Annotated in this window: 23 protein-coding genes and 1 pseudogene; 21 read left to right on the forward strand and 3 right to left on the reverse strand. The window is 64.0% G+C overall.

The annotated features are described in order from the left end of the window. Positions 1 to 148: 148 nt before the first annotated feature. The 11 genes from J2X98_RS15680 to J2X98_RS15730 all read left to right on the forward strand — a co-directional run bounded on the left by J2X98_RS15680 (position 149) and on the right by J2X98_RS15730 (position 8,793). Positions 149 to 580, forward strand: a complete 432-nt coding sequence (locus tag J2X98_RS15680; protein ID WP_307309934.1) for a hypothetical protein — start codon at positions 149 to 151, stop codon at positions 578 to 580. Then, complete coding sequence (locus J2X98_RS15685; RefSeq protein WP_307309936.1) at positions 577 to 1,503, forward strand: hypothetical protein; 927 nt, start codon at positions 577 to 579, stop codon at positions 1,501 to 1,503. The genes J2X98_RS15680 and J2X98_RS15685 overlap by 4 nt, the downstream gene beginning before the upstream one ends. A gap of 64 nt (positions 1,504 to 1,567) precedes the next feature. After that, the gene (locus J2X98_RS15690; protein ID WP_307309938.1) at positions 1,568 to 2,818 is read left to right on the forward strand and encodes a V-type ATPase 116kDa subunit family protein; all 1,251 of its coding nucleotides are present in this window, start codon (positions 1,568 to 1,570) and stop codon (positions 2,816 to 2,818) included. Further along, positions 2,815 to 3,258 carry an ATP synthase subunit C gene (locus J2X98_RS15695; RefSeq protein WP_307309940.1) on the forward strand — a complete coding sequence of 148 codons (444 nt, stop codon included), beginning with the start codon at positions 2,815 to 2,817 and terminating at the stop codon, positions 3,256 to 3,258. The genes J2X98_RS15690 and J2X98_RS15695 overlap by 4 nt, the downstream gene beginning before the upstream one ends. An 18-nt stretch (positions 3,259 to 3,276) precedes the next feature. Continuing rightward, positions 3,277 to 3,501, forward strand: coding sequence for a hypothetical protein (locus J2X98_RS15700; protein WP_307309943.1), 225 nt, complete (start codon positions 3,277 to 3,279; stop codon positions 3,499 to 3,501). Next, a complete protein-coding gene (locus J2X98_RS15705) occupies positions 3,498 to 4,019 on the forward strand; it encodes a hypothetical protein (protein WP_307309946.1) in 522 nt (173 codons plus the stop codon). The genes J2X98_RS15700 and J2X98_RS15705 overlap by 4 nt, the downstream gene beginning before the upstream one ends. Positions 4,020 to 4,039: 20 nt before the next feature. After that, positions 4,040 to 5,755, forward strand: a complete 1,716-nt coding sequence (locus tag J2X98_RS15710; RefSeq protein WP_307309950.1) for a V-type ATP synthase subunit A — start codon at positions 4,040 to 4,042, stop codon at positions 5,753 to 5,755. Next, positions 5,752 to 7,197 (forward strand): V-type ATP synthase subunit B, encoded by a 1,446-nt coding sequence (locus J2X98_RS15715; RefSeq protein ID WP_307309953.1) that lies wholly within the window; start codon positions 5,752 to 5,754, stop codon positions 7,195 to 7,197. Before J2X98_RS15710 ends, J2X98_RS15715 begins: the two co-directional genes overlap by 4 nt. Further along, a complete protein-coding gene (locus tag J2X98_RS15720; RefSeq protein ID WP_307309956.1) occupies positions 7,194 to 7,832 on the forward strand; it encodes a V-type ATP synthase subunit D in 639 nt (212 codons plus the stop codon). Before J2X98_RS15715 ends, J2X98_RS15720 begins: the two co-directional genes overlap by 4 nt. Further along, the gene (locus tag J2X98_RS15725; protein WP_307309960.1) at positions 7,829 to 8,269 is read left to right on the forward strand and encodes a universal stress protein; all 441 of its coding nucleotides are present in this window, start codon (positions 7,829 to 7,831) and stop codon (positions 8,267 to 8,269) included. Before J2X98_RS15720 ends, J2X98_RS15725 begins: the two co-directional genes overlap by 4 nt. Positions 8,270 to 8,334: 65 nt before the next feature. Beyond that, positions 8,335 to 8,793: a universal stress protein gene (locus J2X98_RS15730; RefSeq protein ID WP_307309963.1), complete on the forward strand. Its 459-nt coding sequence runs from the start codon at positions 8,335 to 8,337 to the stop codon at positions 8,791 to 8,793. Positions 8,794 to 8,986: 193 nt separating this feature from the next. Here J2X98_RS15730 and J2X98_RS15735 read toward each other — a convergent pair whose 3' ends face one another. Further along, positions 8,987 to 9,436 carry a universal stress protein gene (locus J2X98_RS15735; RefSeq protein WP_307309964.1) on the reverse strand — a complete coding sequence of 150 codons (450 nt, stop codon included), beginning with the start codon at positions 9,434 to 9,436 and terminating at the stop codon, positions 8,987 to 8,989. Between the two features lie 1,285 nt (positions 9,437 to 10,721). Here J2X98_RS15735 and J2X98_RS15740 point away from each other — a divergent pair. Then, positions 10,722 to 11,006, forward strand: a complete 285-nt coding sequence (locus J2X98_RS15740) for a 4a-hydroxytetrahydrobiopterin dehydratase (RefSeq protein ID WP_307310052.1) — start codon at positions 10,722 to 10,724, stop codon at positions 11,004 to 11,006. Between the two features lie 29 nt (positions 11,007 to 11,035). Here the strand turns inward: J2X98_RS15740 and J2X98_RS15745 are convergent, their stop codons facing one another. Beyond that, complete coding sequence (locus tag J2X98_RS15745; protein ID WP_307309967.1) at positions 11,036 to 11,977, reverse strand: LysR family transcriptional regulator; 942 nt, start codon at positions 11,975 to 11,977, stop codon at positions 11,036 to 11,038. Between the two features lie 120 nt (positions 11,978 to 12,097). Here J2X98_RS15745 and J2X98_RS15750 point away from each other — a divergent pair, with 120 nt between their 5' ends. From J2X98_RS15750 to J2X98_RS15770, 5 genes and pseudogenes are all read left to right on the forward strand, one after another. Next, on the forward strand, positions 12,098 to 13,090 hold the full coding sequence (locus J2X98_RS15750) for a DUF1852 domain-containing protein (RefSeq protein WP_307309968.1): 993 nt from the start codon (positions 12,098 to 12,100) through the stop codon (positions 13,088 to 13,090). A gap of 20 nt (positions 13,091 to 13,110) precedes the next feature. Beyond that, positions 13,111 to 14,157, forward strand: coding sequence for a methionine synthase (locus J2X98_RS15755; protein ID WP_307309971.1), 1,047 nt, complete (start codon positions 13,111 to 13,113; stop codon positions 14,155 to 14,157). A gap of 2 nt (positions 14,158 to 14,159) precedes the next feature. Next, a complete protein-coding gene (locus tag J2X98_RS15760; RefSeq protein ID WP_307309973.1) occupies positions 14,160 to 14,726 on the forward strand; it encodes a flavin reductase family protein in 567 nt (188 codons plus the stop codon). Positions 14,727 to 14,980: 254 nt separating this feature from the next. Beyond that, positions 14,981 to 15,694 (forward strand): YoaK family protein, encoded by a 714-nt coding sequence (locus J2X98_RS15765; RefSeq protein ID WP_307309976.1) that lies wholly within the window; start codon positions 14,981 to 14,983, stop codon positions 15,692 to 15,694. A gap of 329 nt (positions 15,695 to 16,023) precedes the next feature. Beyond that, a pseudogene (locus J2X98_RS15770) lies at positions 16,024 to 16,248 on the forward strand (transposase); the annotation flags it as partial. 200 nt (positions 16,249 to 16,448) lie between these two features. Here J2X98_RS15770 and J2X98_RS15775 read toward each other — a convergent pair. Further along, positions 16,449 to 17,006, reverse strand: coding sequence for a TetR/AcrR family transcriptional regulator (locus J2X98_RS15775; RefSeq protein WP_307309979.1), 558 nt, complete (start codon positions 17,004 to 17,006; stop codon positions 16,449 to 16,451). A 118-nt stretch (positions 17,007 to 17,124) separates the two neighbouring features. Here J2X98_RS15775 and J2X98_RS15780 point away from each other — a divergent pair, with 118 nt between their 5' ends. The 4 genes from J2X98_RS15780 to comJ all read left to right on the forward strand — a co-directional run bounded on the left by J2X98_RS15780 (position 17,125) and on the right by comJ (position 22,108). Then, positions 17,125 to 18,531: an MFS transporter gene (locus J2X98_RS15780; protein WP_307309982.1), complete on the forward strand. Its 1,407-nt coding sequence runs from the start codon at positions 17,125 to 17,127 to the stop codon at positions 18,529 to 18,531. Positions 18,532 to 18,802: 271 nt separating this feature from the next. Continuing rightward, positions 18,803 to 19,195, forward strand: a complete 393-nt coding sequence (locus J2X98_RS15785) for a hypothetical protein (protein ID WP_307309985.1) — start codon at positions 18,803 to 18,805, stop codon at positions 19,193 to 19,195. Between the two features lie 1,837 nt (positions 19,196 to 21,032). Then, complete coding sequence (locus J2X98_RS15790; RefSeq protein ID WP_307309988.1) at positions 21,033 to 21,323, forward strand: helicase associated domain-containing protein; 291 nt, start codon at positions 21,033 to 21,035, stop codon at positions 21,321 to 21,323. 359 nt (positions 21,324 to 21,682) lie between these two features. Continuing rightward, positions 21,683 to 22,108, forward strand: a complete 426-nt coding sequence (comJ, locus tag J2X98_RS15795) for a competence protein ComJ (protein ID WP_307309991.1) — start codon at positions 21,683 to 21,685, stop codon at positions 22,106 to 22,108. Positions 22,109 to 22,197 lie beyond the last annotated feature (89 nt).

The following is a 22,197-nucleotide window of genomic DNA, read 5'->3' on the forward strand; positions in this document are numbered from 1 at the left end:
GAGTGCCCTGCCACGAACACTGCGCGGAGGGGACTTTGGTCTCTGGGCTCTAGTCCGAACAGGGCGTTAGCTGGAACTCCCAGGGGAAGGCATGGCCTCCTTAAGACGAAGACCGTTTCCGAGGCCTCGAAACTCCAAGGAGGGTGGAATGGTGCGATGGACAATTCTGGACCGCTTCAGGCCAGTGGGTGCCCCGGGGCCAGGTGGCCCTGCTGGTGTGCCGGCTGCCGACGACCAGGGGCCGGCTGCGGAACTGGTGCCGGTGTTCTCCGCACTCGCATGCGACGTAGCGGCGTGTGAATCGCTCGTCGCGGAAGCACGCCTGAGCTCAGAGCGGGAGGTGGCGCGGGCCCGTGAGCAAGCGGAAGCGATAGTGTCCAAGGCCCGGCGGGAAACCGTAACCGAGCGGGCGAAGGCCTCTGCGCGGATCGAGTGGGAAGCGTCGGAGCGGGACGCTCAGCTTTTGGAGCAAGCGCGCCTTGAAGCGACGGCACTCGGCCAAGCTGGACTGGCCCGTCTCCCGGCCGCCGTCGATCATGTCACCAACAGCCTCCTGGCTTCGTCGCCCGAGCAGCAATGAGAGCTGACTGGGTTGCAGCATCCGCGCGTGCCCGCTCCATGGCATTGCATCGGATTGGTGCCGGCGCCAGCCGGGAGGTGGCCGCCCAACAGGCTCTGACTGCCGCGCTGTCCGCATTGCAGGCGTCAAGCTATGCCGAGCGCCTCCATGGCGTGGCTGGACTGGCGGCGGCGGAACGCGCTGTTCAGGAGACCGTACTGTGGCGGCTCCGCGTGCTGGCCGGGTGGCTTCCGGCCTCTGGCACCGGCCTTGCCCGGGCAGCGGCGGGGATTTTCGAAATCGAGAACATCGTGGCCTTGGCACGCGAACTTTCCGGCGGAGCAAAGGCTCCGGCGCCCTATCATCTGGGTACACTCGCCACCGCCTGGCCGCGATTGCGCACCGCCCGCACGAGAGACGAACTCGCCAGCGTCCTGGCCGCCACAGCCTGGGGCGATGTCGGTGCGGGCGGTCCGGGGCTGCTGCGGGATGCGCTGAACATCTCCTGGCTGCGGCGGTTGGCTGATCTCGCCCCGGCGGCCCGAGCATGGTGCGGCGCTGCAAGCGTGCTCACCGCGGCGCGGATCCTGCTGCTCGACGGCGATGCCCCCTCCCCGCGGATGCTCCACCTGCTGCGGCCGGTCCTGGGGTCTGCCTGGGAATCGACCACAAGCATCGATGCGTTCACCGCGGCGATTCCCTCCTCCCTTCGAGGAGTGCTCGACGGCGTTGCATCAGCAAAGGATCTGTGGCGCGCCGAGGCCAGGGCGTATTCTTCCGTGGAGAAGGACGGGTTCAGGCTGCTTGGATCTTCGGTGCCGGGACCGGACGTTGTCCTGGGCGCCGTTGCGGTTCTGTCCCTGGACGCCTGGCGCCTGCGGGCAGCGCTGACAGCGGCCGCTGCAGGCGCCGGCTCAAGCGAGGTGCTTGATGCCGCGGCGTAAGTCTTTGGCGCCCGTCCGGATGCAACGCATCGCTCTCGTAGCCCCCGGGCAGGAACGCCGGCGCATGCTTGCAGAAGTGGCCCGCGCCGCTGTTGTCGAGCTGGACCTGCCTTATACGCCAGGCAACGGTCCTGCTGAACTGGACAAGGCTGCGGCGGCCGCCATTATCTCCGGACCGTCAGCAGCCCTGGTGGGATGGATGCCCCTGCACGCAGTCCCGGAACTCACAGCAGCCCTGGCACCGCTTGGGGCGGCCGTTGTTCCGTTGCCCCCGCCCCGATGGATCCAGCCGCCCACTTTGCTCGGCGGAGGGAGCGGCACGCCGCGCGTTTCACGGACCTTGGTGGAGACCTACGGCACGGTCCCCTACGAGGATCTAGATCCCTCCCGGCTGGCCGGCATCGCCTACGTCATGATGTTCGGGATGATGTTCGGAGATGTTGGACACGGAGCAGTCCTGTTCGCTGCCGGGCTCCTGCTCCGCAGCGGCCGCATCAGGAAGCTGGCGAAACTGCAGAAAGCCTGGTTGTTCGTGAGCGGAGCCGGGTTGGCCGCCATGTTCTTCGGAGCGCTGTACGGCGAAGCTTTCGGACCCACAGGCCTGGTGCCTGTCCTGTGGCTCGAACCCCTGGCCAATCCGGTTCCGCTTCTGGTGGCCGGGCTGGGCGTGGGTGCGTTCCTGCTGGCCGGCGCCTATGCCCTTGGCACCCTAAACCGGCTCAGGGAAGGCGGCTGGGGACGTGCTTTGTATGCCCGCTCCGGCGTAGCAGGCTCCCTGCTGTTCCTCGCCGTCGGCCTCCTGGTCTGGGGTCTGGCCGCCGGCGCGGCACTCCTGACGGCGGCGGCAGCACTCATAGCATTCGGTGCGCTGGTTTTTATCTTCATCGGGCTCTTCACTGAAGCCGGGGGCGGGCCGACGGCGGCGTTCCAGGCCGTCATCGAACTCGTCGATACCGTGATCCGCCTTGGCTCGAACCTCGTCTCATTTGCCCGGCTCGCCGCCTTCGGACTGACCCACGCTGCTCTCCTGGCAGTCGTATGGGAGGCAACCCAGGCGCTCTGGGAGCCGGACTGGCGCTCAGGGGCAGCAATTCTCGTGTTCATCGTTGGCAACACTGCGACCTTCGCGCTCGAGGCGCTCGTGGCAGGAATCCAGGCTTTGCGCCTTGAATACTACGAACTCTTCTCCCGTATCTTCCAGTCCGAGGGCCGGCCCTTCCGCCCCTGGTCACCCCCGCCCACCGCCGTCTTAGCTCCTGCTACTGGCGCTCCCCTTGTTCCCTCCGGCGCAGCGGCTGAAAGGCAACTACCGTGAATCTTTGGCTCGGCATCGCTCCTGTTGTCTTCATTGTTGCGGCAGGTACTCTCAAACTTCTCGGAGGACGGGGCAGATCAGCTTTCCGCATCCTGGCCGCCCTCAACGTCGTGCTGGTGGGCGGGTCTTTGGCTCTACTGGCCATCGCCCTGGCGGCGGTGCCTGCCGCCGCTTCGCCGGGAGGCGCTCCGGCCCTCGCCGCCGCGGCGAACGATGTACCCGCAGGTGCCGGTGGCTCAGCCTTGATTGCCGCGGCTATCGCCGTTGCCGGAGCCTCGATCGGTGCGGCCTTTGCCGTGGCTTATACCGGCTCCGCTGCACTGGCAGCGATGAGTGAGCGGCCGGAGATTTTCGGCCGGGCGATGGTTGTGGTCGGGCTGGCGGAGGGAATTGCCATCTACGGTCTCATCGTCGCCATCATACTCATCGGCAAGGCGTGAGCAGAGGAGCCGGGAACGATGTTCGCAACCGTTGCCGCGATCGGCGAACCCGCCCTCCTGGCCGGGTACGGACTCGCCGGCGTCAGGATCCTCGCCGGATCCACGGACGCGGAAATTCTCAACGCCTGGACGGCACTGCCGGCCGACACGGCATTCGTCATCCTCACACCCCGTTCTGCCCAGGCGTTGGAGAGGGCACTCTCTGATCCCCGTTCACCCATGACCGTGGTGGTTCCCCAATGATCGGGCTGTCACAGGAGGGATTTGCCGCCCTGACGCCGGTTCGGCAGGCGCTAAGGGCGGCGGCCGAAAAGCAGGCCGGCTTATTCCGGGACGACGCCCGCATCCAGGCCCGCGCGTTGTTGGACGGGGCAAAGGCGGAAGCTGCTGCGATCCTTGCTGCAGCCGTAGGCGAAGGGGAAGCAGCCGCCCGCTCCGAGGCCGCGCTGCGCTCGGCACGGGCCCGGCGCCAAGCGCACGAACTTGTCCTGGTGCAGCGCAACAACCTGCGGCTGGAACTCCACCGCCGTGTCCGGCAGGCTGCAGCCGGACTCACGTCAGATCCCCGCTATCCGCTCTTGTTGGGCCGGCTGACTGAACAATGCCGGGAACTGCTGGGTCCGGATGCCATGGTCACCGAAGGCCGTGAGGGCGGTGTCATCGCTGAGGCCGGCTCGCGCCGTCTGGACATCTCCTTGCCTGTACTGGCCGAGATGGCCCTGGATACTGTGCCGGGGGTGAGTGAGCTGTGGAGCCGCTAGGGGGCCGGGAGGATGCCAGCGTGGTACGTGTCAGCGGGCCCCTGGTGGAGATCGAGGGTGGCGGCTCGCTGTCCATGCTTGAGTTGTTGGCCGTAGGACCCCGTCGTATCAGTGCCGAGACGGTGGCGGTGGCCGGAACCCGGGCAACGCTGCAGGCGTATGAGTACACGGGCGGACTGAAGGCCGGCGACGTCGCCGCTCCTACCGGCGGAGAGCTTTCCGGGCTTATGGGTCCGGGCCTGCTCGGCGGGGTCTTCGATGGCCTCATGCGCCCGCTGTCGACGGCCCCGATGTGGCTCGCACCCGGGCGGGCAGGCTCGGCGGAAGAGCAGACGGTAGTGGCAAGGGAGTGGACGTTCAGGCCTGAAGCGGCAACCGGCAACACAGTTTACGCCGGCGGGATTTTGGGCACTGTGCCGGATTCGGGATCGGTGGTCCACCGGGTCCTCGTGCCACCCGGCTTCTCCGGGCGGATCGACTGGCTGGCGCCTGAGGGCCGGGTCCATGCCTTGGACCCGGTAGCGGTGGTCGGCGGCCGCGCGGTGGCGCTTTCCGAACAATGCCCTGTACGCCGGCCGCGCCCGTTCCTGTCCAGGCACACGGGTTCGGTGCCGCTGCATACCGGCCAGCGGGTGCTTGATCTCCTGTTCCCCGTGGCCCGGGGCGCGGCTGCCGCCGTTCCCGGCGGCTTTGGGACCGGCAAGACGATGATGCTGCAGCAAATCGCCAAGTGGAGTGATGCGGACGTCATTGTCTATGTGGGCTGCGGCGAACGCGGCAACGAAATGGCCGATGTTCTCCACGGGCTCTCAGAACTCGATGACGGGCGTACCGGGGGGAAATTGATCGATCGGACGGTCATCATTGCAAACACCTCCAACATGCCCATGATGGCGCGGGAGGCGAGTATCTTTACCGGGATTACCGTGGCGGAGTACTACCGCGATATGGGCTACGACGTGGTGGTGATCGCGGACTCAACCTCCCGCTGGGCGGAGGCCTTGCGTGAATTCGCCAACCGCAACGGAGATCTTCCTGCCGAGGAGGGCTACCCCGCCAATCTCGCCTCCCAACTGGCCTCCTTCTACGAACGGGCCGGACGGGTGACCACCCTGGGCGGCAAGACTGCTTCCGTGACCGTGATCGGTGCTGTTTCCCCGCCGGGAGGTGATATGACCGAGCCTGTGACCACGGACACCCAGCGGTTCGTCCGAAGCCTGTGGACGCTGGACAGGGACCTGGCCTACTCCCGGCATTATCCGGCAGTGAGCTGGACAGGATCCTTTGCCCGCGATGGCGAAACGATCGGTGCGTGGCACGCCGGGAACGGCGATCCGGGCTGGATCCTTCGCCGTTCCCGGGCGCTCGCCCTGCTCGCGGAGTCGGACCGCCTGGCCGAGCTGACGGAAATCATTGGGCTCACGTCCCTGCCGGGCCGCGAAAGGATAACGCTGATGGGTGGGCGGCTACTGCGGGAGGGCGTGCTCATGCAAAACGCTCTGAGCGTCAACGACGGCTTCTGTTCGGCGGAAAAAGGCGCGGCCCTGCTGGACCTCGTATTCGATGTCGTCGACGCGTGCCAAGGACTCGTAGAACGCGGGGTGGCCGCCACCACCATTGAGCAAAGTGACTTTGGTCCGGTGCTTCGTGCACGCGAAGAAACGCCGCCATCGGACGCCGCCGCTGTCCGGGCGCGCAGCAGCGAGGTTCTCCAAAGACTGGTGGCACTGCAGTGACCCGGCCGGACGCCGACGCCGACGGCAGCGCCTTGCCGGTGCCACCCTCCACCGGCTTCGCGGCCTTGGTATCGCACGGTGATGTGCGTGAACTTCGAGGACCGCTACTTGTTGCGGGCGGGATAGAGGGCGTGGGATGGGACGAGTTTGCCACCATCGACATGGACGGGGGCGAGCGGCGCCATGGCCTCGTTCTCGAAATCGACCACGACCTCGCCACTGTGCAGGTTCTTGAAAGCACAGACGGGATGTCCCTGGGAGGAATCCGCATCCGCTTCGAGGGACGTCCCCTGCACATCCCGGTGGGAGCCGGCTGGCTGGGACGGGTCTGCAACGGACGCGGGGAACCACTCGACGGCGGACCACCCATAGCCGGTACGGCAACCCTTCCCGTCAGCGGCTGGCCCTTGAATCCCGTCTATCGGGAACCCCCGCAGGAACCAGTCCTCACAGGCATTTCAGTTGTCGATGGATTGACCACCCTGGTCAGGGGACAAAAACTTCCCATCTTCTCCGTCCCGGGCCTCCCCCACCTGACACTGGCCACCCAGATTGCCGCCCAAGCGACCTCGGGTGGCCGGTCGTTCCGCGTGGTGTTCGCTGCAATGGGGCTGACACACGCGGATATCGCGTACGTCCGGGACCGCCTTGAAGAACGCTCCGCCGGAGGAGAGCTGGTCCTCCTGCTGAATGCCGCCGACGATCCGGTCATTGAGCGCATTCTCACGCCGAGGATCGCCCTGACCATAGCCGAGCACCTCGCATACGCTGAGGACCACGACGTTCTGGTGATCATGTCGGATATGACAAGCTACGCCGAGGCGGTCCGCGAAGTCTCCGCCGCCCGTCGGGAAATACCCGCCAGGCGGGGCTACCCAGGCTACCTCTACAGCGATCTTGCCACCCTTTATGAACGCTGCGGACGGGCGAAAGGCCACCATGGGTCAGTCACTATTGTTCCGGTGGTCACCATGCCCGCGGGGGACATCACCCACCCGGTGCCGGACCTGACCGGCTACATAACGGAGGGACAAATTGTCCTGGCGCCCGGGATAGCCGCACGGGGAATCTACCCGCCGGTAGACGTCCTTTCCTCTCTGTCCCGACTCATGCGAAGCGGCGCCGGCGAGAACCGGACCCGCGAAGACCACCTGGACGTGGCCGCCCAGGTCCTCGCCGCCATGGCGCGCGCACGCCAGGCCACCGAACTTGCCGAACTTATAGGCGCGGGGGCGCTGAGCGAAACAGACCGCAGCTACATCCAGTACCGCACATCCGTGGAAAAAGGGCTCTTCAATCAAGGGCGCGATGAAAACCGGACCCTGGACGATACCTTGGACCGGGCGTGGGAAGCACTGTCGGCATTGCCGGAAAATGAACTGACAATGGTCTCCACCGCCTTCCTGAAGCGCTACCTCCCAGCAAGAGATGACAGGTCATGAGCGCCACGGGCAGGGCCGCCAAGGTCCGTGTCGAGCGGCGGCTGATGGCAGCCCGCCACGGCTCCAGAATGCTCGACCGGAAGCAGCACATCCTGGCGGAAGAGCTCGAGAGGTTTGAACTCCGGGCGGAACGGGCCCGGGCGGAGTGGGAAGAAGTGGCTCACGAAGCCCTGCTATGGTTGCACCGGGCCGCGGGGCTGGAAGGAAGCGCACGGATCGAGTCGGTCGCCACACCGGAAATCGCCATGGTCCAGATTCGATGGGACAACGTAATGGGCGTGTCCTATCCGGAGAACCCCGAGTGCCGGCTCCCGGCGGTGCCGCAGCCTGGGGGAAGCTCAGCCTTGTCCTACACCGTCGCACTTCACCGTAGGGCCCTCGAAGCCGGTGTCCGCTACGCCGCAGTCACACGGGCGGAACTGCTGTTGGCTGCCGAAGTCGCTGCAACCCAAACCCGTCAACGGGCGGTTGAAAACCGCTGGATTCCGCGCCTGGAAAAAGAACTGCTGGGCATCCGCAAGAAACTCGACGAACTGGAACTGGAAGAAGGCCTGCGCCTCCGCTGGGCCGCTGACCGGAGCCTGGCGAAGGCAAGCGCGCCAGTGCCGCACTCACGCAGGAACGGGGGATCATGAAGGACAGCATCCTTGTGGCGGTCAGCGACTCACGCCCGGCCTTCCGGGCAGCGGAAGTGGCGATTGATTACGCCCGACGACTCAGCGCAAGCCTCAGGGTAGTCACGGTCAGGGAGCAAGGGGCGCTTGACAAGCATCCCGGCGCCATTGACGCCGCGGCACTCGCAAGACATGCCGACCTTGCAGCCCAGGCAGCGCTCAACCACGTAAAGGCGCTCGCCGTGGCGGCAGGTGTGGACGTCTCGTTCAGCCAACGCGCTGGCCGGGTGGCAGCGGAAATACTTGCCGAAGCCCGCGAGGTCGGGGCGTCGCTGATAGTGGTCGCGCTGGTGGATCGTCCGGGCAACGCAACACCCTATATAGGAAGTCACACCCTGAGGGTCCTGGAGTTCTCGGCTGTCCCCGTAATGGTGGTGCCACTTCAGGGGGCGTCGTAATTGAAATCGGCCTGGGTACACACGAACGTGAGGACCCCCTTTCGGGGGCTGGGAAAGGAAGAAAAATGACCACCACCGCATCGTTCCTTATTGTTGTTGGCTTCGACGGTTCCGAACCGTCCCGGGAAGCATTGGCCTGGGCTATCGACGAGGGCAGCCAACGCCGGGGAAAACTCCTTCTCATAACTGCCTGGAATAAACCCGCGCTGGCCTGGTACCCGGCGGTGCTGGAAACGGCCGCGGGAGAGATCGCCGCCGAAGATTCACCGGAAAAGGCGGCTGAGACACTCCAGGCCGAAGCGTTGAAGAAAGCTGCTGACAAGGGCGTGGACGCCACTGGACAAGTCGTTCACAACAACTCACCCTCATCCGCGATACTCGATGCCGCCCGCAATGCTGACCTGGTCGTCGTAGGTTCCCGCGGGCACGGGGGATTCCCAGGTCTGCACTTGGGCTCGGTCACGACCCAGGTCATCGACCACGCCCCATGCCCAGTCCTTGTGGTCAGGCCCAAGGCGACATGACGTAACGCCGAGACCTGCCCGGCCGTTGGTGGCAGACGGTCCTCGGGCAAGTGGCGGTGTCACGGACCAATGCGCGCTAGGTGGCCTGTTCAGCGTACGGGTGTGTTCCAAACCCCCTGGATCCAATCGTTGCGTCCAGGTTGTTGACGGTTGCGTCGGGGCCGAGGGTTGGTAATTGCTCCGGTCCCCTCAATTACCGGGTCGCGGAGTCCTTGGCAGGAGGTCGGAAGATCAGGACGGGGCAATTGGCATGCTGGGCTACTTGGGCGGAAACCGATCCGAGCAGCAGCCCAGCGAAACCTCCGTGCCCCCGGGACCCAACAACGAGCAGCTGGGCATCTTTGGCTGCACGCAGCAAAGCCTTCGCGGGAGGGTCCCGAACCAGGACGGCTGAGACATCAACGCCTCGGCTGTCCACGGTCGCCAAGGTGCCAGCCTGCATGCGCTGGGAATAGTGAAAGGCGTCGTTTGGCGCGGTGTCTTCCACGCTGGAGGGCACCGGTGGATAGTGCCAGGCGGTGACCACCCTGACTGCCCCTTGTCGTAGCTTGGCTTCGTTAACCGCCCATTCGAGGGCACCGAGCGAGAGGTCAGAACCGTCGAGACCCACAACGACGAGATATGGCTCCGCATTATCGTCCATTTTGTCCTCATGTCCCGGCGATCACAGCACTTAGCGCAGTGCCAGTGTGTTCCCGGCAAGGCAAGTCGTCAAGGGTCGGGTGCCCTTGATCGTGGCGGTCAAACGTCCCGCAACTGTCCTCGCCAGGAGCGGGCAGCAAGCCCAAGAGCCGCACCCTTGCAGGAGTGTCTGATGGTCATTTCCGGACCGGGCGGAGCATATCAAGCCCCTCCCCAGGGGTGATGAGCCTAGCGGGCCGGCCGTCCCAAAGCCATGTAGCGGTTCTCGGGATCCCTGTGAGTCATGGGTCGGGCAGCCCTTATGTCCAGGCACACCTTCACTCTCTGGCCGGCTACGAGTGTATGTATCCAGCAGGATTGACCAATTCGGCCACGAGTCAGCCCGTTCGCCTGAATGACCAGCAAGCGGGTGCGGCAGGTGCAGCCGCAGTGCGAGTACACCATGGACCGGGGGTTCATCTTATTGCGTCTGATGAACTCCACTGTGGACTGCGAGGCACACTTTCACTTTCGGCCGATTTGTCAACACCCGAAGAAGAAACAGGCCCTTGACCTGCGAAAACACTGTGCCCGAGGTGGGACTCGAACTACATTCCCTACCCTGAAGACAGAGGGATCCCGCGAAAACATGCGGTAAACGGAGCAGTCCAATGGCATTATGAGGCAGTCCGAGACGGAAAGTGTGGACATTGTCCACACCTCCGTTGGAGCCAATTCTCGGACTTGCCCGTCGTCTTCTGGGCGAATTCTTGGGCCCCGATCACCGCCACCCGCCGTTCTGAAAGCGGCAGCCGGACACCCATCTACTCGGACCGCGGGGTAGCCCTTCTGAACGGCCCGATGATAGCTGGGCGGGTCGTCTGTGCAACAGCGCGCATCCGCGCCGGCCTCGGGAACGTAACTTCCCCGCAAATGACTGCTCCTTCAGCCGGACGAAATTTCCGAACCCGGCCCACCTCCCAGTTGTAGTCCGGCCACTTCACCCGCAACTGCTCCCCTACCAGTGCGACGAACCAACTCAAGGACCAGGGCGAAGTCAGGACGCCAAGGCCGCCACGCCAAACACGACCCCACACGATTACATCGCCATCAGACTAGCTCTTAGTTTTGCCTGGCATCATGACCGGGGCCTCTCACCACCGATCACGCAGTGACAGCGCCATTCCTCGCATTCCATACCCGCAGGTGCCGACAGGCCATCACCCTGGGGGGCGTGGCGCCTTCAGGGGTAGCCCACGGCGACCCTCCGGAGTCATGATGGCGCTACGACTGATCCCCAGCGGAAGCTGTCCTCCGCCGAACTCGCCGAGGCCGGGCTCACGGGCTGGCGCCTGACCAGCGAAGCCCTCACTGCCACCTTCAGGACCCGGAAGTTCGCCACCGGGCTGGAGCTCGTGAACCGCATCGGCGCCTCCGCCGAGGAGGTAAACCACCACCCCGACCTCACGCTCACCTATTCAACGGTCGGCGTCACGCTCTCAAGCCACGACGTTGGCGGGATCACCAGTCGCGACATCGACCTGGCCCGCATCATCAGCGGACACGCCGCGGACCTCGGGCTCAATCACTGAGGGGCAAAGACCCGCTCACTCGACTGCAGTCAGTCGAGCAACGCTACGCCGAACCCAGCGACGACGGCCCGCAATTCCCTGAGGTAGCGCTGCGCCTGGTCGGTGAGCGGAATCGCAGCGTGGTCGATCCAGCCGATCTCGATGCGTTCGTCAACGTCGAGCGGGATGGCGACGATTTCCGGGTCGAGCTGCCCGCTGATGATGCCCGTCGAGATCGTGTAGCCGTGAAGCCCGATCATGAGGTTGAAGATTGTCGCACGGTCAGAGACCCGGATCTCCTGCTTACTGGACAAGGTGGAGAGAATCTCCTCGGCGAAGTAAAAGGAGTTGTTCGCGCCTTGATCGAAGGTTAGCCGCGGCAATCCGGCGAGATCGTCCAGAGTCGCTCGCTCTTTTGAGGCGAGCGGGTTGTTCCGTGAAATGAAAATGTGCGGGTCGGCTAGGAATAGCGGAGTGAACGCGAGCCCGGATTCGCGGAGCAGCTTGTCGATGACCTTCCGGTTGAAATCGTTCCGGTAGAGGATGCCTATCTCGCTGCGGAGTGTCCGGACATCCTCGATGATGTCCCAGGTGCGGGACTCCCGGAGCGAGAATTCGTATTCGGCCACCTCGGTGGCCTTGACCATCCGGACGAAGGCGTCCACCGCGAACGAGTAGTGCTGCGTTGACACCCCGAGCAGACGTCGCGTCGGTGGCCTGCCAAGATAGCGCTGCTCGAGGAGGGCGAACTGCTCGACCACCTGCCTCGCGTAGCCGAGGAACTCCACCCCGTCGGCGGTGAGGGTGACCCCGCGGGCGGAGCGAACCAGGAGTGCACGGCCCACCCGTGCCTCAAGGTCCTTCATCGCTGCGGACATTGTCGGCTGCGCGACATAGAGAAGATCGGCCGCCGCGGAGATTGATCCCTCGGCGGCAACCTCTATGAAGTAGCGGAGCTGCTGCAGGGTCAGTCCGCTGGAAATCTGGGCCATAGGCAAAGTCTATATGAATGCATAGTAGCGCCTAGTTACTTGATACCCCTTGAAAGGCTGCACCATGGACACGTCCCCTTTGAAAGGCCGTCTCCGGCCCATCTCCAAGATTGGCAGCGCATGGCCGACGACTTCACGTTCAGCATTACCACCACCCGCTTCGACGAGGACTACTCCCCGTCGGAAGGCTCCCGGATCACGACGAACTTCGCCAACCTGGCACGGGGCGAGCACCGCCAGGAGAACCTCCGCAACGCCTTGACCATGATTCGGCGCCGCTTCAACGATCTCGCAGACTGGGACAACCCGGACCGGGACCGCTACACGCTCGAGCTTGAGATCGTTTCCGTGCAGATACAGCTCACCTCAGACGGCACGGATCAGCAGTTCCCGCTGTTCGAGGTTCTCGACATCCAGATCGTCGACCTGCTGAACGGGGTCCGCCACCAAGGGATCGTCGGCAACAACTTCTCCTCCTACGTCCGTGACTTCGACTTCAGCGTCGTACTGCCATCGGCAGCCGGGGACTCAGGCAAGCCCGCGGTGCCCGAGGACTTCGGCGATCTTCACGGCAAGCTGTTCCAGCACTTCCTCGATTCCCCGGTATGCCGGAAACGCTTCCCGCAGCCGCCAGTTGTGTGCATCAGCGTGTCCACGAGCAAGACGTACCGGCGAACCGGAAACCATCACCCGGTCCTGGGCGTCGAGTACCAGCAGGACGAGTTCTCGCTGACGGACGCGTACTTCGCAAAGATGGGGCTGAAGGTGCGCTACTTCATGCCACGCGGCAGCGTTGCGCCGCTCGCCTTCTATTTCCGCGGCGACCTGCTCAATGACTACTCCAACCTGCAGCTCATCGGCACCATCAGCACCATGGAGACGTTCCAGAAGATCTACCGCCCGGAGGTCTACAACGCGAACTCCGCCGCCGCCGTCGTCTACCAGCCGAGCCTGGGAGAGCAGGATTACTCGCGGACCCAGATCGCCTACGACCGCGTCGAGCGCGGTCAGCTCGCGATCACGCAGGCGAAGTACACGGAGGAACACTTCATCACGCCCCACAAGGATCTGTTGGACCAGTGGACCGCCAACTACCCCGCTCTCGTCAACTGACCCACGGAGAATCGCCCATCATGAACACACTTTTGCCCACCACCGTCGTCGGAAGCCTGCCGAAACCATCGTGGCTCGCACAGCCGGAGACTCTCTGGTCCCCGTGGAAGCTGGAGGGAGATGCGCTGCTCGAGGGCAAGCAGGATGCGCTGCGCATCGCCATCCACGAGCAGAGCCGACGCGGCATCGACATCGTCAGCGACGGCGAGCAAACCCGCCAGCACTTCGTCACGACCTTCATCGAGCATCTGAGCGGGGTCGACTTTGAACAACGCAAGACCGTGCGCATCCGCGACCGCTACGACGCCAGCGTACCGACCGTCGTCGGACCGGTGCGCCGCGAACGGCCGGTCTTCGTCGACGACGCAAAATTCCTCCGCGCAACCACCGACAAGCCGATCAAATGGACCCTTCCCGGCCCAATGACGATGGTGGACACGCTCTACGACGACCACTACAAGAGCCGCGAGAAGCTGGCCTGGGAGTTCGCCACAATCCTTAACCAGGAAGCGAAAGAACTCGAGGCGGCCGGCGTTGACATCATCCAGTTCGACGAGCCCGCGTTCAATGTCTTCCTCGATGAGGTCAAGGACTGGGGCGTGGCTGCGCTTGAGAGAGCGGCCGAAGGGCTGCGTGCGGAGACCGCCGTGCATATCTGCTACGGCTACGGGATCAAGGCGAATAATGACTGGAAGGCGACGCTCGGCTCACAGTGGCGGCAGTACGAGGAAACGTTCCCGCTGCTGCAGAGCTCCAGCATCGACATCATCTCGCTGGAATCCCAGAACTCCCACGTGCCCATGGACCTCATCGAGCTCCTCCGCGGCAAGAAAGTCATGCTGGGGGCTATCGACGTCGCAAGCGAGACCATCGAGACCCCGGAGGACGTCGCCAACACCCTCCGCCAGGCCCTGCAGTTCGTCGATGCGGACAAGCTCATCCCCAGCTCCAACTGCGGCATGGCACCGTTTCCCCGGGACGTCGCACTGGCCAAGCTGAGTGCTCTCAGCGCAGGGACAAACATCATTCGCCAGGAACTCGCCCCCTCCGCCCCCAAAGCGTCATAACGATGTTTCACGCCTACCCCGCAGACACCTGGCTCGAGGCTCCGAAGCAAAGCTTCCCGTCCTCCCTCTCGGCCGACGACTTCAAAGCACTGTTCCGTGGGCACCCGGGAGGTGTCGCCGTCGTCACGGCGGATGCCGGCGAAGGACCGGTAGCGCTGACGGTATCGTCAGTCGTGTCAGTGAGTGCGGATCCTCCATTGCTGATCTTCTCGGTCTCGGCACTGTCCTCTGCGTCCGAGGTGCTTTCCCGCGCCGAAACCGTCGTCGTGCACCTGCTGGACGCGCACGACGTCGGCTTGGCGAAGTTTGGAGCGACCCCTGGCGCCGACCGCTTTGACCAGACGCACCGCTGGTCGGCCCTTGCGACCGGCGAAGCGGTGTATGACGATGTCCGCGCCTGGGTGCGCTGCGCCGTCATCGATCGCATGGAGGTGGGGACTTCCACCATCATCGCCGTTCACGCCCTGGAGTCCCGCGTGATGCGTGACGTCAAGGCGGGCGAACCCAGCGACGCTCTGGTCTACCACAACCGTTCATGGCACCGCCTGGGCGAGCATTCCAAGCTTTAAGGCTGAGCGCCGCGCCAACAATGCGAGGCAGCAAGCCGAACGGCTCACGACGGCGGGAGGATAACTCCCGCCATTCGCGCGCGTCGTGGTAGGCGACATGGACGCACAGACAGTCAACGACCACATCCTTGCCGAGGGCCTGATTGACGATGACACCCTCGAGCTGCCACCCAGCACATCTAAAACCACCAACAAGCATGTCCGAGGGGGTGGTCATAAAGACCACCCCCTCACGATGAAGGATCCCTTAAACCATGACATCAGCCGTAGCCAGCTCAGTTACCAAAACCGCCTCTACCCCGCAAGAAAATGCGTCTCCGGAAAAGTTCCGACTGATGCTCATGATGGCCCTCACGCTCGTTACAGGCGTGGTTGACGCGGTCGGTTACCTTGGACTTGATCACGTCTTCACCGGAAACATGACCGGCAACGTGGTGATTCTTGCGTTGGCGTTGGCCGGGGCGGCGAACCTGCCAACTTTGGGCCCACTGGTAGCACTTGGCGCCTTTCTCCTCGGCGCGGCGGTCGCCGGATTTACGCTCCAGTCAAGCCCGAAAGGCTGGAACCGGAGGGTCACCCTCCTTCTGACAGCGGGTTGTATCGCGTTGTCGGGAACCGCCGCCATCTCTCTCATCGTGGAAGACGTCGACTGGCAGTCCATTGGTGTCATTATTGCCGCCGTTATCGCCATGCACATGGGCTCCCAGGCCCTGATTGCGCGGCATTTGGGCGTACGAGACATGACCACAGTGGTCATTACTTCCACCATGACTTCCCTCGCCGGAGAGTCACTTGTGGGCAAGCAACGGCCCCGGTTACTCAACCGACGGCTGGGCGCTGTCCTCGCTATGTTCGCCGGGGCCGCCATCGGAGTGCTCCTGCTCCAGATCCATTTCAGCGTCCCGATCGGCCTCGGCATCGCCATCACGGCCGCTGTGACGGTCCTGGGGAGTCGCCGCTGGCATTGATGCGGCACATCCCACCGGCCATACCGTTCCGCGGAGCGCGGACGATCGGGGAATCGATCACAGCTCCACCAACATGTGTCCAGGCGGCCTGGCGCCGAACGCTCGTTGTCAAAAAGCGCTGTTCTTCGGTCAGGTCCCGTTCTGATCCGACGTATGGAAAGCGGCCTTTTGGACTGGTTAAACGGGCCTCAACACCGAAGCCGGGCGGTCCTGGGTGTTGGCGAATCTACATCAATACCCGCGAACTCATGCGTCAGTCCCCGCTGCCGCCGGAAACGTGAGCCTTGCCTGGAATTTGGCATTGGCTGATGTACCGCGAAATCACGCGTGGGACCTTCGTGTACTTCTACGACCCCGGAAGACCTTGGCAACGCGGATCAAACGAGAACACCGACGGCATGCAGTGGGACCACTCCAATGCCGCCAGTACTTTCCTAAAGGAACAGACCTCGGCGTTCATGGGGCGGACACCTCTCAGTGTTGTCGCCACCGAACTCAACCAGCGACCACGCGAAATCCTCGGATGGCAGGCCTCCATGGAGCACCCCGTTTGACGGCCTCACCACCGACCGGACCATAAAGGTAGCCAAAGAACCTCCGTTATCGGCTCTTCAAGATATGCGCGGGAGGGGTGCAAAGGGGGTTGTTTTCTGTCGTTCGTCGTGGCGTCTTCTACATACTCACCAAAATGAGCGCTGCCAAGGACCTCGGTGCCGTCGCCGCCGCCTGAGAAGTGGGCCATTCCTTTCGGCAGTTAGGCGTTTACGGAGGCGAGCAGTCCGTCGGCGATAACTGCGAGCATTGCTGTCACCGAGTCCGCGGGAAGCTCGCTGTTGTCTGCGACGGCAGCGACGCCGCCCACCAGCCGGCTGATCTGCATGGCGTTCGCGCCTGGACGCAGGGCCGAGTCCATCCCTTCAATCAGGCGCTGGTTGGCGCCGAGGTACGTCTGGCACTTCGCTGCGAACGGGGATCCAGGGTCGCCGAGCGCTCCAGTGATCCGAGCTGCGGCCCCCTTATGTTCGGTCAGCATCGCCGCGTAGTCGGACAGCCATGCCAATAGCCGAACCCGCGCCGGGGCTTCGAGGGCAAGGGCCCGGTCGACTGCGCCGTTAACCTTCTCTGACCAAGCCTCGATGATTGCATCGTACAAGGACTCTTTGGTCGGGAAGTGCCGGTAGAGCGTGCCAGGGCCTACTCCGGCACCTTTGGCGACCTCGTCCATGGATACGGCGTCGAAGCCTCTCGCGCGAAAAAGCTCGCGCGCAACCTCCACGATCCGGTCGCGGTTACGTTGAGCGTCAGCACGCACAGAAACACACCTCTCAAGCCACTATTGCCAAACGGAGAGTGTCTCCGTATAGTTCTAAGCGGAGCATCTCTCCTCTTAGTGTACGTCAGCCCTTCGGCTAGAACAGGACACCATTCTAATGACTTCCACCACCTTCACTGGCGCGCCTGCCGGCATCGCGCCGGCTGAATCCCGGGTTGGCAGCATCGGCCTCTGGCTGGTCATGCTTGCCCAACTCATGCTTGTCCTCGATGCGACGGTAGTTAACGTCGCTCTCCCCCACATCGCCACCGACCTCCACTTCTCCCGTGCCGAACTGAGCTGGGTGCTGAATGGCTACTCCCTCGCTTTCGGCGGCCTCCTGCTGCTCGGCGGACGGATCGGGGACGTCTTCGGCCGGCGTCGGACCTTCCTCATAGGAGTCGGCGCCTTCACTGTCTTCTCCCTGCTCGGGGGGCTGGCCACCTCGCCCCTTCTGCTCGTCGTTGCCCGCGCACTCCAAGGACTCGGCGCCGCATTCGCCGCCCCGAGCGTACTCGCCCTGATCACAACCAGCGCGCGGGACGAAGGTGCGCGCAACAGGGCCCTCGCTCTGTTCTCCGCCATCGCGTCGATGGGAGGCGCGCTCGGACTCATTCTCGGCGGCCTGCTCACCGACCTGACAAGCTGGCGGTGGACCCTATTCATCAACGTGCCCATCGGCGTCGTGGTCCTTCTTGCGGTGCCCCGCCTTGTCACCGAGACACCGCGGCGCCCCGGCCGCTTCGACCTCGTCGGGGCGTTAACCGCGACAGGCGGCGCCGTCGCCCTCGTGTGGGCCCTCATTCAGGCGGGCGACGCCGGCTGGTCCAGTCCGCGCACGATCTGCGGCCTTGCGGTCGGGGCGATACTGATCGCTATCCTGACCTTCACCGAGCGGAGAGTCGCCCACCCCCTGCTCCGCCCGCAACTGCTCCGCAGTCCGAGCCGGGTCGCGGCGCTGGCAGCGATGGCCGCCACCTATGCCGGAATGCTGGCGATGTTCTTTCTCATGGTCCAATACCTCCAAGGCGATCTGCGCCTCAGCCCGCTGGTGACCGGACTGGCCTTCCTGCCGATGCCCCTGAGCATCTTCACGATGTCCCGGATCGTCCCCCGACTGGTCGAGCGCTTCGGAGCCGTACGCCTCGTCATCCTCGGCGCCGCCCTTCGCGTCGTCGGCTTCCTGCCGCTCACCCAGCTGGGTCCGGACACCCCCTTCATGGTCGTCATGGCGGCCCTGCTGCTGACCGGAATCTCCGCCGGCCTGACCTTCATGCCGCTCACGACGCTCGCGCTTCGCAACGTCGAACCCGAGCACGCCGGATCCGCCTCCGGGCTCTTCCAGACGATGCAGCAGCTTGGCGGCGCCGTCGGACTGGCGATCGTGGCTTCAACCTACGCCGCCTTCGCCGTCCCGGGCGACTTCCTGCCCGGAGGCCGCGCGGGGTTCTGGTCCGCGACCATCCTCTCCGCCCTCGCCCTGGCAGCCGTCATCGGCCTGATCATCAAACCACGCAAGGCATAACCCTCCACGGGCGGGCGCCCCGCGGAGGCAACGAGCATGGAGGCGTAGCACGCCAGGGGGTCCCCGCGAACGGCTCCAGTCCAGGCCACGCCAATTTTGAGGCCCGCTACCGTCAAGGCGATCAGAAGAGCTATGCGGGGTGTCCCAGTTCCTTAGAGCCCGAACACCGTCCAGGACCCTATGTGTGAGGCGGCACGCGCGCTACCCGGGGCCGCCGTCTGCCAGGCGCAGCCCCTTATGGCAGGCAAGAATAGAGCCTAGGCTGACCTCCGTGGAGGACACCGATAACGGCATCTTCGCTCGGGGACTGCGATACGAGTTCATCGGCGGGGGCTACAGCAACTACCGGTTTCAAGCCGGCACTCCCTCGCTCCGCTTCGTCGTCGCCCCGGAGCAGCTGGAGTTCCACGGCCGCGGCCTGAACCTGTTCCGCATCGGCCCTTGGATAGTGCCGCGGAGCGAGGTCAAAGAGGTCTTCTCCAAGCGCCGGCGACGCCTGATCCCGCCCATCATCTGGGAGGTCGAGATCGTCACCACCGACCCCAGCGTGTGGTTTACCTTCTGGTCGCCCCACGATTCCGGCCCGGTCCTCCTCTCGATGGAGGAGTGCGGCTATCCCGTGGACTGGACTCCGCACAACTGGGCAGGCATGCCCATTGAGTGACCGGGCGAAGCTTTCGCCACAACCTCGTCTCACTTTCCTGGCGAACGAACGCCCGCTGAGGGATCCACTTACGGGCGCGAAGTCGATCCGTGACGTAGGCGACAAGAGTGAATATGTAGGTGAAATGTCCTGCGTGGATGAGCGGGCCGCAGGATACTGGGACGAACCCGCCGCAATCGGAAGAGGGACGAATGACATATGAGTTCAGGTTGGGTTTGAAATCCCCGGTCGGTTCAGCATCCAAGGACCGTGGGTCATACTCACCATGAGCCCCTCGCAGCTGGAGTTTCGACCCAGATCCCGTTGGTGGGCGCGCCACTTCGGCCCGTGGCGGCTCAAGCGTTCCGCTGTCCGCGCCATATATCCGGGCCGTCCTCATGTCATCTTCAACTGGACGCGCACAAACTTCCTAGCCGAAGAGAATATGCCGTGGTCGTTTCTGGCCGAATGGCCGGAGGGCGTACTTGGCGCCCTGAAAGAACTCGGCTATCCGGTTCAACCTGACGACTCAATACTGTAACGGCGCATCTTCACCCGGGAGGGGTCCCGGCGATGGTGAAGAATTGCTTGCGGGTGGCCGCACGCACCAACTGTCTCCACGAACACGCTGCCATGGTCGCCACGAATCGCACCCCGACAGAAAACAGCGTTTTGTATGTCCGGAAGAGGATCCTCAACCGGAAACCTCTCAGGAGGGCATCGAAAATCAGAGCCGTTTGCTATCGGCCCTGCGAATCACCGTAAGTATCAAGGCGCCCATAAGAGCGCCGAAAAGGGCTGCCCCAGCAGATACGAAGTCCCCGCGTATCCTGTGAAACCTCGCGACTTTCCTTGCGTCCGGCGGTTCTCATAACTATGTCTCGAAACCTTCTGCCTGAATCGAAGTACTAATCACTAGTTATGAGACACATTGGAGGCCTGCATGGCGAAACTTATTGGCCATGCACGGGTTTCGACGCGGCAGCAGTCCACGGACAGTCAGCGGGCGGATTTGCGGCTGCGCGCCTGACCACCGGCTAACGGGCGCTGCTCAAGAATGAAAGAATCAGGTTTCCGTTACAACACAAGAGAAGGAAAGCCCCTTTGACTTGAGCCGTAACTGCACGCCGCCGCCGGGACACAGGATGGGGTTCAGTAGCTCGTCGATATCTGAAAGGCGTCTGAATTACTCCGCCGCCACAGCCAATATCCCGCTCAAGGTAGGTCGTCCGCTTCCCACGTACCCCGGAAGTTTTGTTACCCACACGGAGGGTCGGTGGCGGGGCAAAGAGTTTTGACGTAGACCTGATGCCTGTGAATGCCGCGACCGAAGTACAGAACACGCCCATCACCGATATTGAAGAGGTATCGAAGGTTCGTCACGTCATCTTCTCGGATCCTAACTGCATGAAGATACAGGCGGTTGGCGCCCCTCAGGTCCCGAAGGCCCTTCTGAAGCCTGCCTTCTCTCACCCCTGACGGAGTTCGCCGATGACCCCGATCAGGCGCGGGGCGCCGAACGCGGAGTGGGTCCGTATGTACCGGCAGGGCATCGCCGCGCCGATGATCGCCGCGGCGGCCGGGCCCGCCGAGACCACGGTTCGGTATCACCTTGCCATTGCGGCGAAGCAGGACCCGGGGCTGCGGGCCGAGCACCAGGCCGCCCTGCCCGCGCCACCGCCTCGGGTCACCGAGGCCTGCCGGCGGAACCTGGACGAGATCCTGGCCTTCTACCGGGCCGAAGGGCGCCTGCCCGGTCACCGGCCGACCACGGCGGGAATCCACCCTGGCTGGGTGGCTGACCCGGCGCCGGGAGTAGGCGGCCACCGGCACCCTCTCCCCTGCCTACGCCACGGCCTTGGACGCCATTCCTGGCTGGCGGGATTACCCAACGCAACGGGACGCGGACGCGACCCGTTGGAAGATGCGCGTGGCCGAGGTCGCCGTCTGGCGGGCCGCTGGCAACGACTGGCCCCGACACCAGAAGACCGACGACCGGGAAGAGCGCACCCTGGGCGTGTGGCTGCATACGCAGCGCATCGATTATCGGGCCGGGAAGCTCACGGCAGCCAACGAAGCCCTGCTGAACGAGGTTATCCCGGGCTGGCGGCAGGGCCGGCGCCGTCGCGGCGGCAACAGCCGGCCATAGCGGCGCCGCACCTGGGCCCTCATACCCCTGCCGCTCGTCTCAAGACCAGTCATCGCCTACTCCGCGGATGTCAGTACCATGGAGGCATTCCACCGTCGGGACGAGGCATCATGCTCCAGAGATTTCAGAGCTATTTTCGGAAGCCTGCACGCTTCCCGAAACGGTCGACGGAACTACTTCGCTCGATGAGAGTCAGCAGCCATGTCGTGGGGGTTTCGTGGTTGGCACTATCCCTGCTGTGGCATGGTGCGTGGCAAACGTACCTGTGGGCCTTTGTCGGCTTGGCCGGTCTTGTCCAGTCAGCGCTGGTCGAGAAGGAAATCCGCCGCCGGACACGATGTGCCGGATAAGGAGATCACGTGGAAGCCGAATTCAATCTCTTCACCGACTACCACCAGTTCACCGTCTCGGACCCGACGGCAGACTTCTCGGATCTTTGGGCGAAATGGACCGACGAGACGATCGACGCCATGTTCGTCCAGGGCGACCGGTACATCGCAGTGGGCACCATGCGCAACATGCACGCACCCGTTCTGATCCGGCTCGGCTCGGAGCATTCATTCACCGGCAGCGTCGACAGGGTCATGACGGGAACCCTGGAGGTCCCCAGCGGAGTTGTGGAAGTCTCCGGCCCCACGGACAACGGCATGAGCGGCGGGAAGGTGGAGGTGCCACCAGGCACGTACCGAGTCGAGGTGCAGTACTTCAATCTCGGATCGGTCGCCGACAATGGCCTGGATGGCGATGACTGCTACATGATCACCCTGGAACCAGCGGACAGGTAGACGGCCGGTGCCGCCAATCATCGGCCCAACGACAGCAAAGGGGCGACGAGGTGCCAACAGAGGTTTACGACGAGGCCGCTCTGAAGGGG

This window comes from Pseudarthrobacter enclensis, assembly GCF_030811655.1.
GTDB classification, from domain to species: Bacteria; Actinomycetota; Actinomycetes; order Actinomycetales; family Micrococcaceae; genus Arthrobacter; species Arthrobacter enclensis_A.

Bases quoted from the DNA above. Each gene is read 5' to 3' on its own strand.
- J2X98_RS15680 (WP_307309934.1), top strand. From the start codon at position 149: ATGGTGCGATGGACAATTCTGGACCGCTTCAGGCCAGTGGGTGCCCCG.
- J2X98_RS15685 (WP_307309936.1), top strand. From the start codon at position 577: ATGAGAGCTGACTGGGTTGCAGCATCCGCGCGTGCCCGCTCCATGGCA.
- J2X98_RS15690 (WP_307309938.1), top strand. From the start codon at position 1,568: ATGCTTGCAGAAGTGGCCCGCGCCGCTGTTGTCGAGCTGGACCTGCCT.
- J2X98_RS15700 (WP_307309943.1), top strand. From the start codon at position 3,277: ATGTTCGCAACCGTTGCCGCGATCGGCGAACCCGCCCTCCTGGCCGGG.
- J2X98_RS15705 (WP_307309946.1), top strand. From the start codon at position 3,498: ATGATCGGGCTGTCACAGGAGGGATTTGCCGCCCTGACGCCGGTTCGG.
- J2X98_RS15720 (WP_307309956.1), top strand. From the start codon at position 7,194: ATGAGCGCCACGGGCAGGGCCGCCAAGGTCCGTGTCGAGCGGCGGCTG.
- J2X98_RS15725 (WP_307309960.1), top strand. From the start codon at position 7,829: ATGAAGGACAGCATCCTTGTGGCGGTCAGCGACTCACGCCCGGCCTTC.
- J2X98_RS15730 (WP_307309963.1), top strand. From the start codon at position 8,335: ATGACCACCACCGCATCGTTCCTTATTGTTGTTGGCTTCGACGGTTCC.
- J2X98_RS15735 (WP_307309964.1), bottom strand. From the start codon at position 9,436: ATGGACGATAATGCGGAGCCATATCTCGTCGTTGTGGGTCTCGACGGT.
- J2X98_RS15745 (WP_307309967.1), bottom strand. From the start codon at position 11,977: ATGGCCCAGATTTCCAGCGGACTGACCCTGCAGCAGCTCCGCTACTTC.
- J2X98_RS15750 (WP_307309968.1), top strand. From the start codon at position 12,098: ATGGCCGACGACTTCACGTTCAGCATTACCACCACCCGCTTCGACGAG.
- J2X98_RS15755 (WP_307309971.1), top strand. From the start codon at position 13,111: ATGAACACACTTTTGCCCACCACCGTCGTCGGAAGCCTGCCGAAACCA.
- J2X98_RS15760 (WP_307309973.1), top strand. From the start codon at position 14,160: ATGTTTCACGCCTACCCCGCAGACACCTGGCTCGAGGCTCCGAAGCAA.
- J2X98_RS15765 (WP_307309976.1), top strand. From the start codon at position 14,981: ATGACATCAGCCGTAGCCAGCTCAGTTACCAAAACCGCCTCTACCCCG.
- J2X98_RS15780 (WP_307309982.1), top strand. From the start codon at position 17,125: ATGACTTCCACCACCTTCACTGGCGCGCCTGCCGGCATCGCGCCGGCT.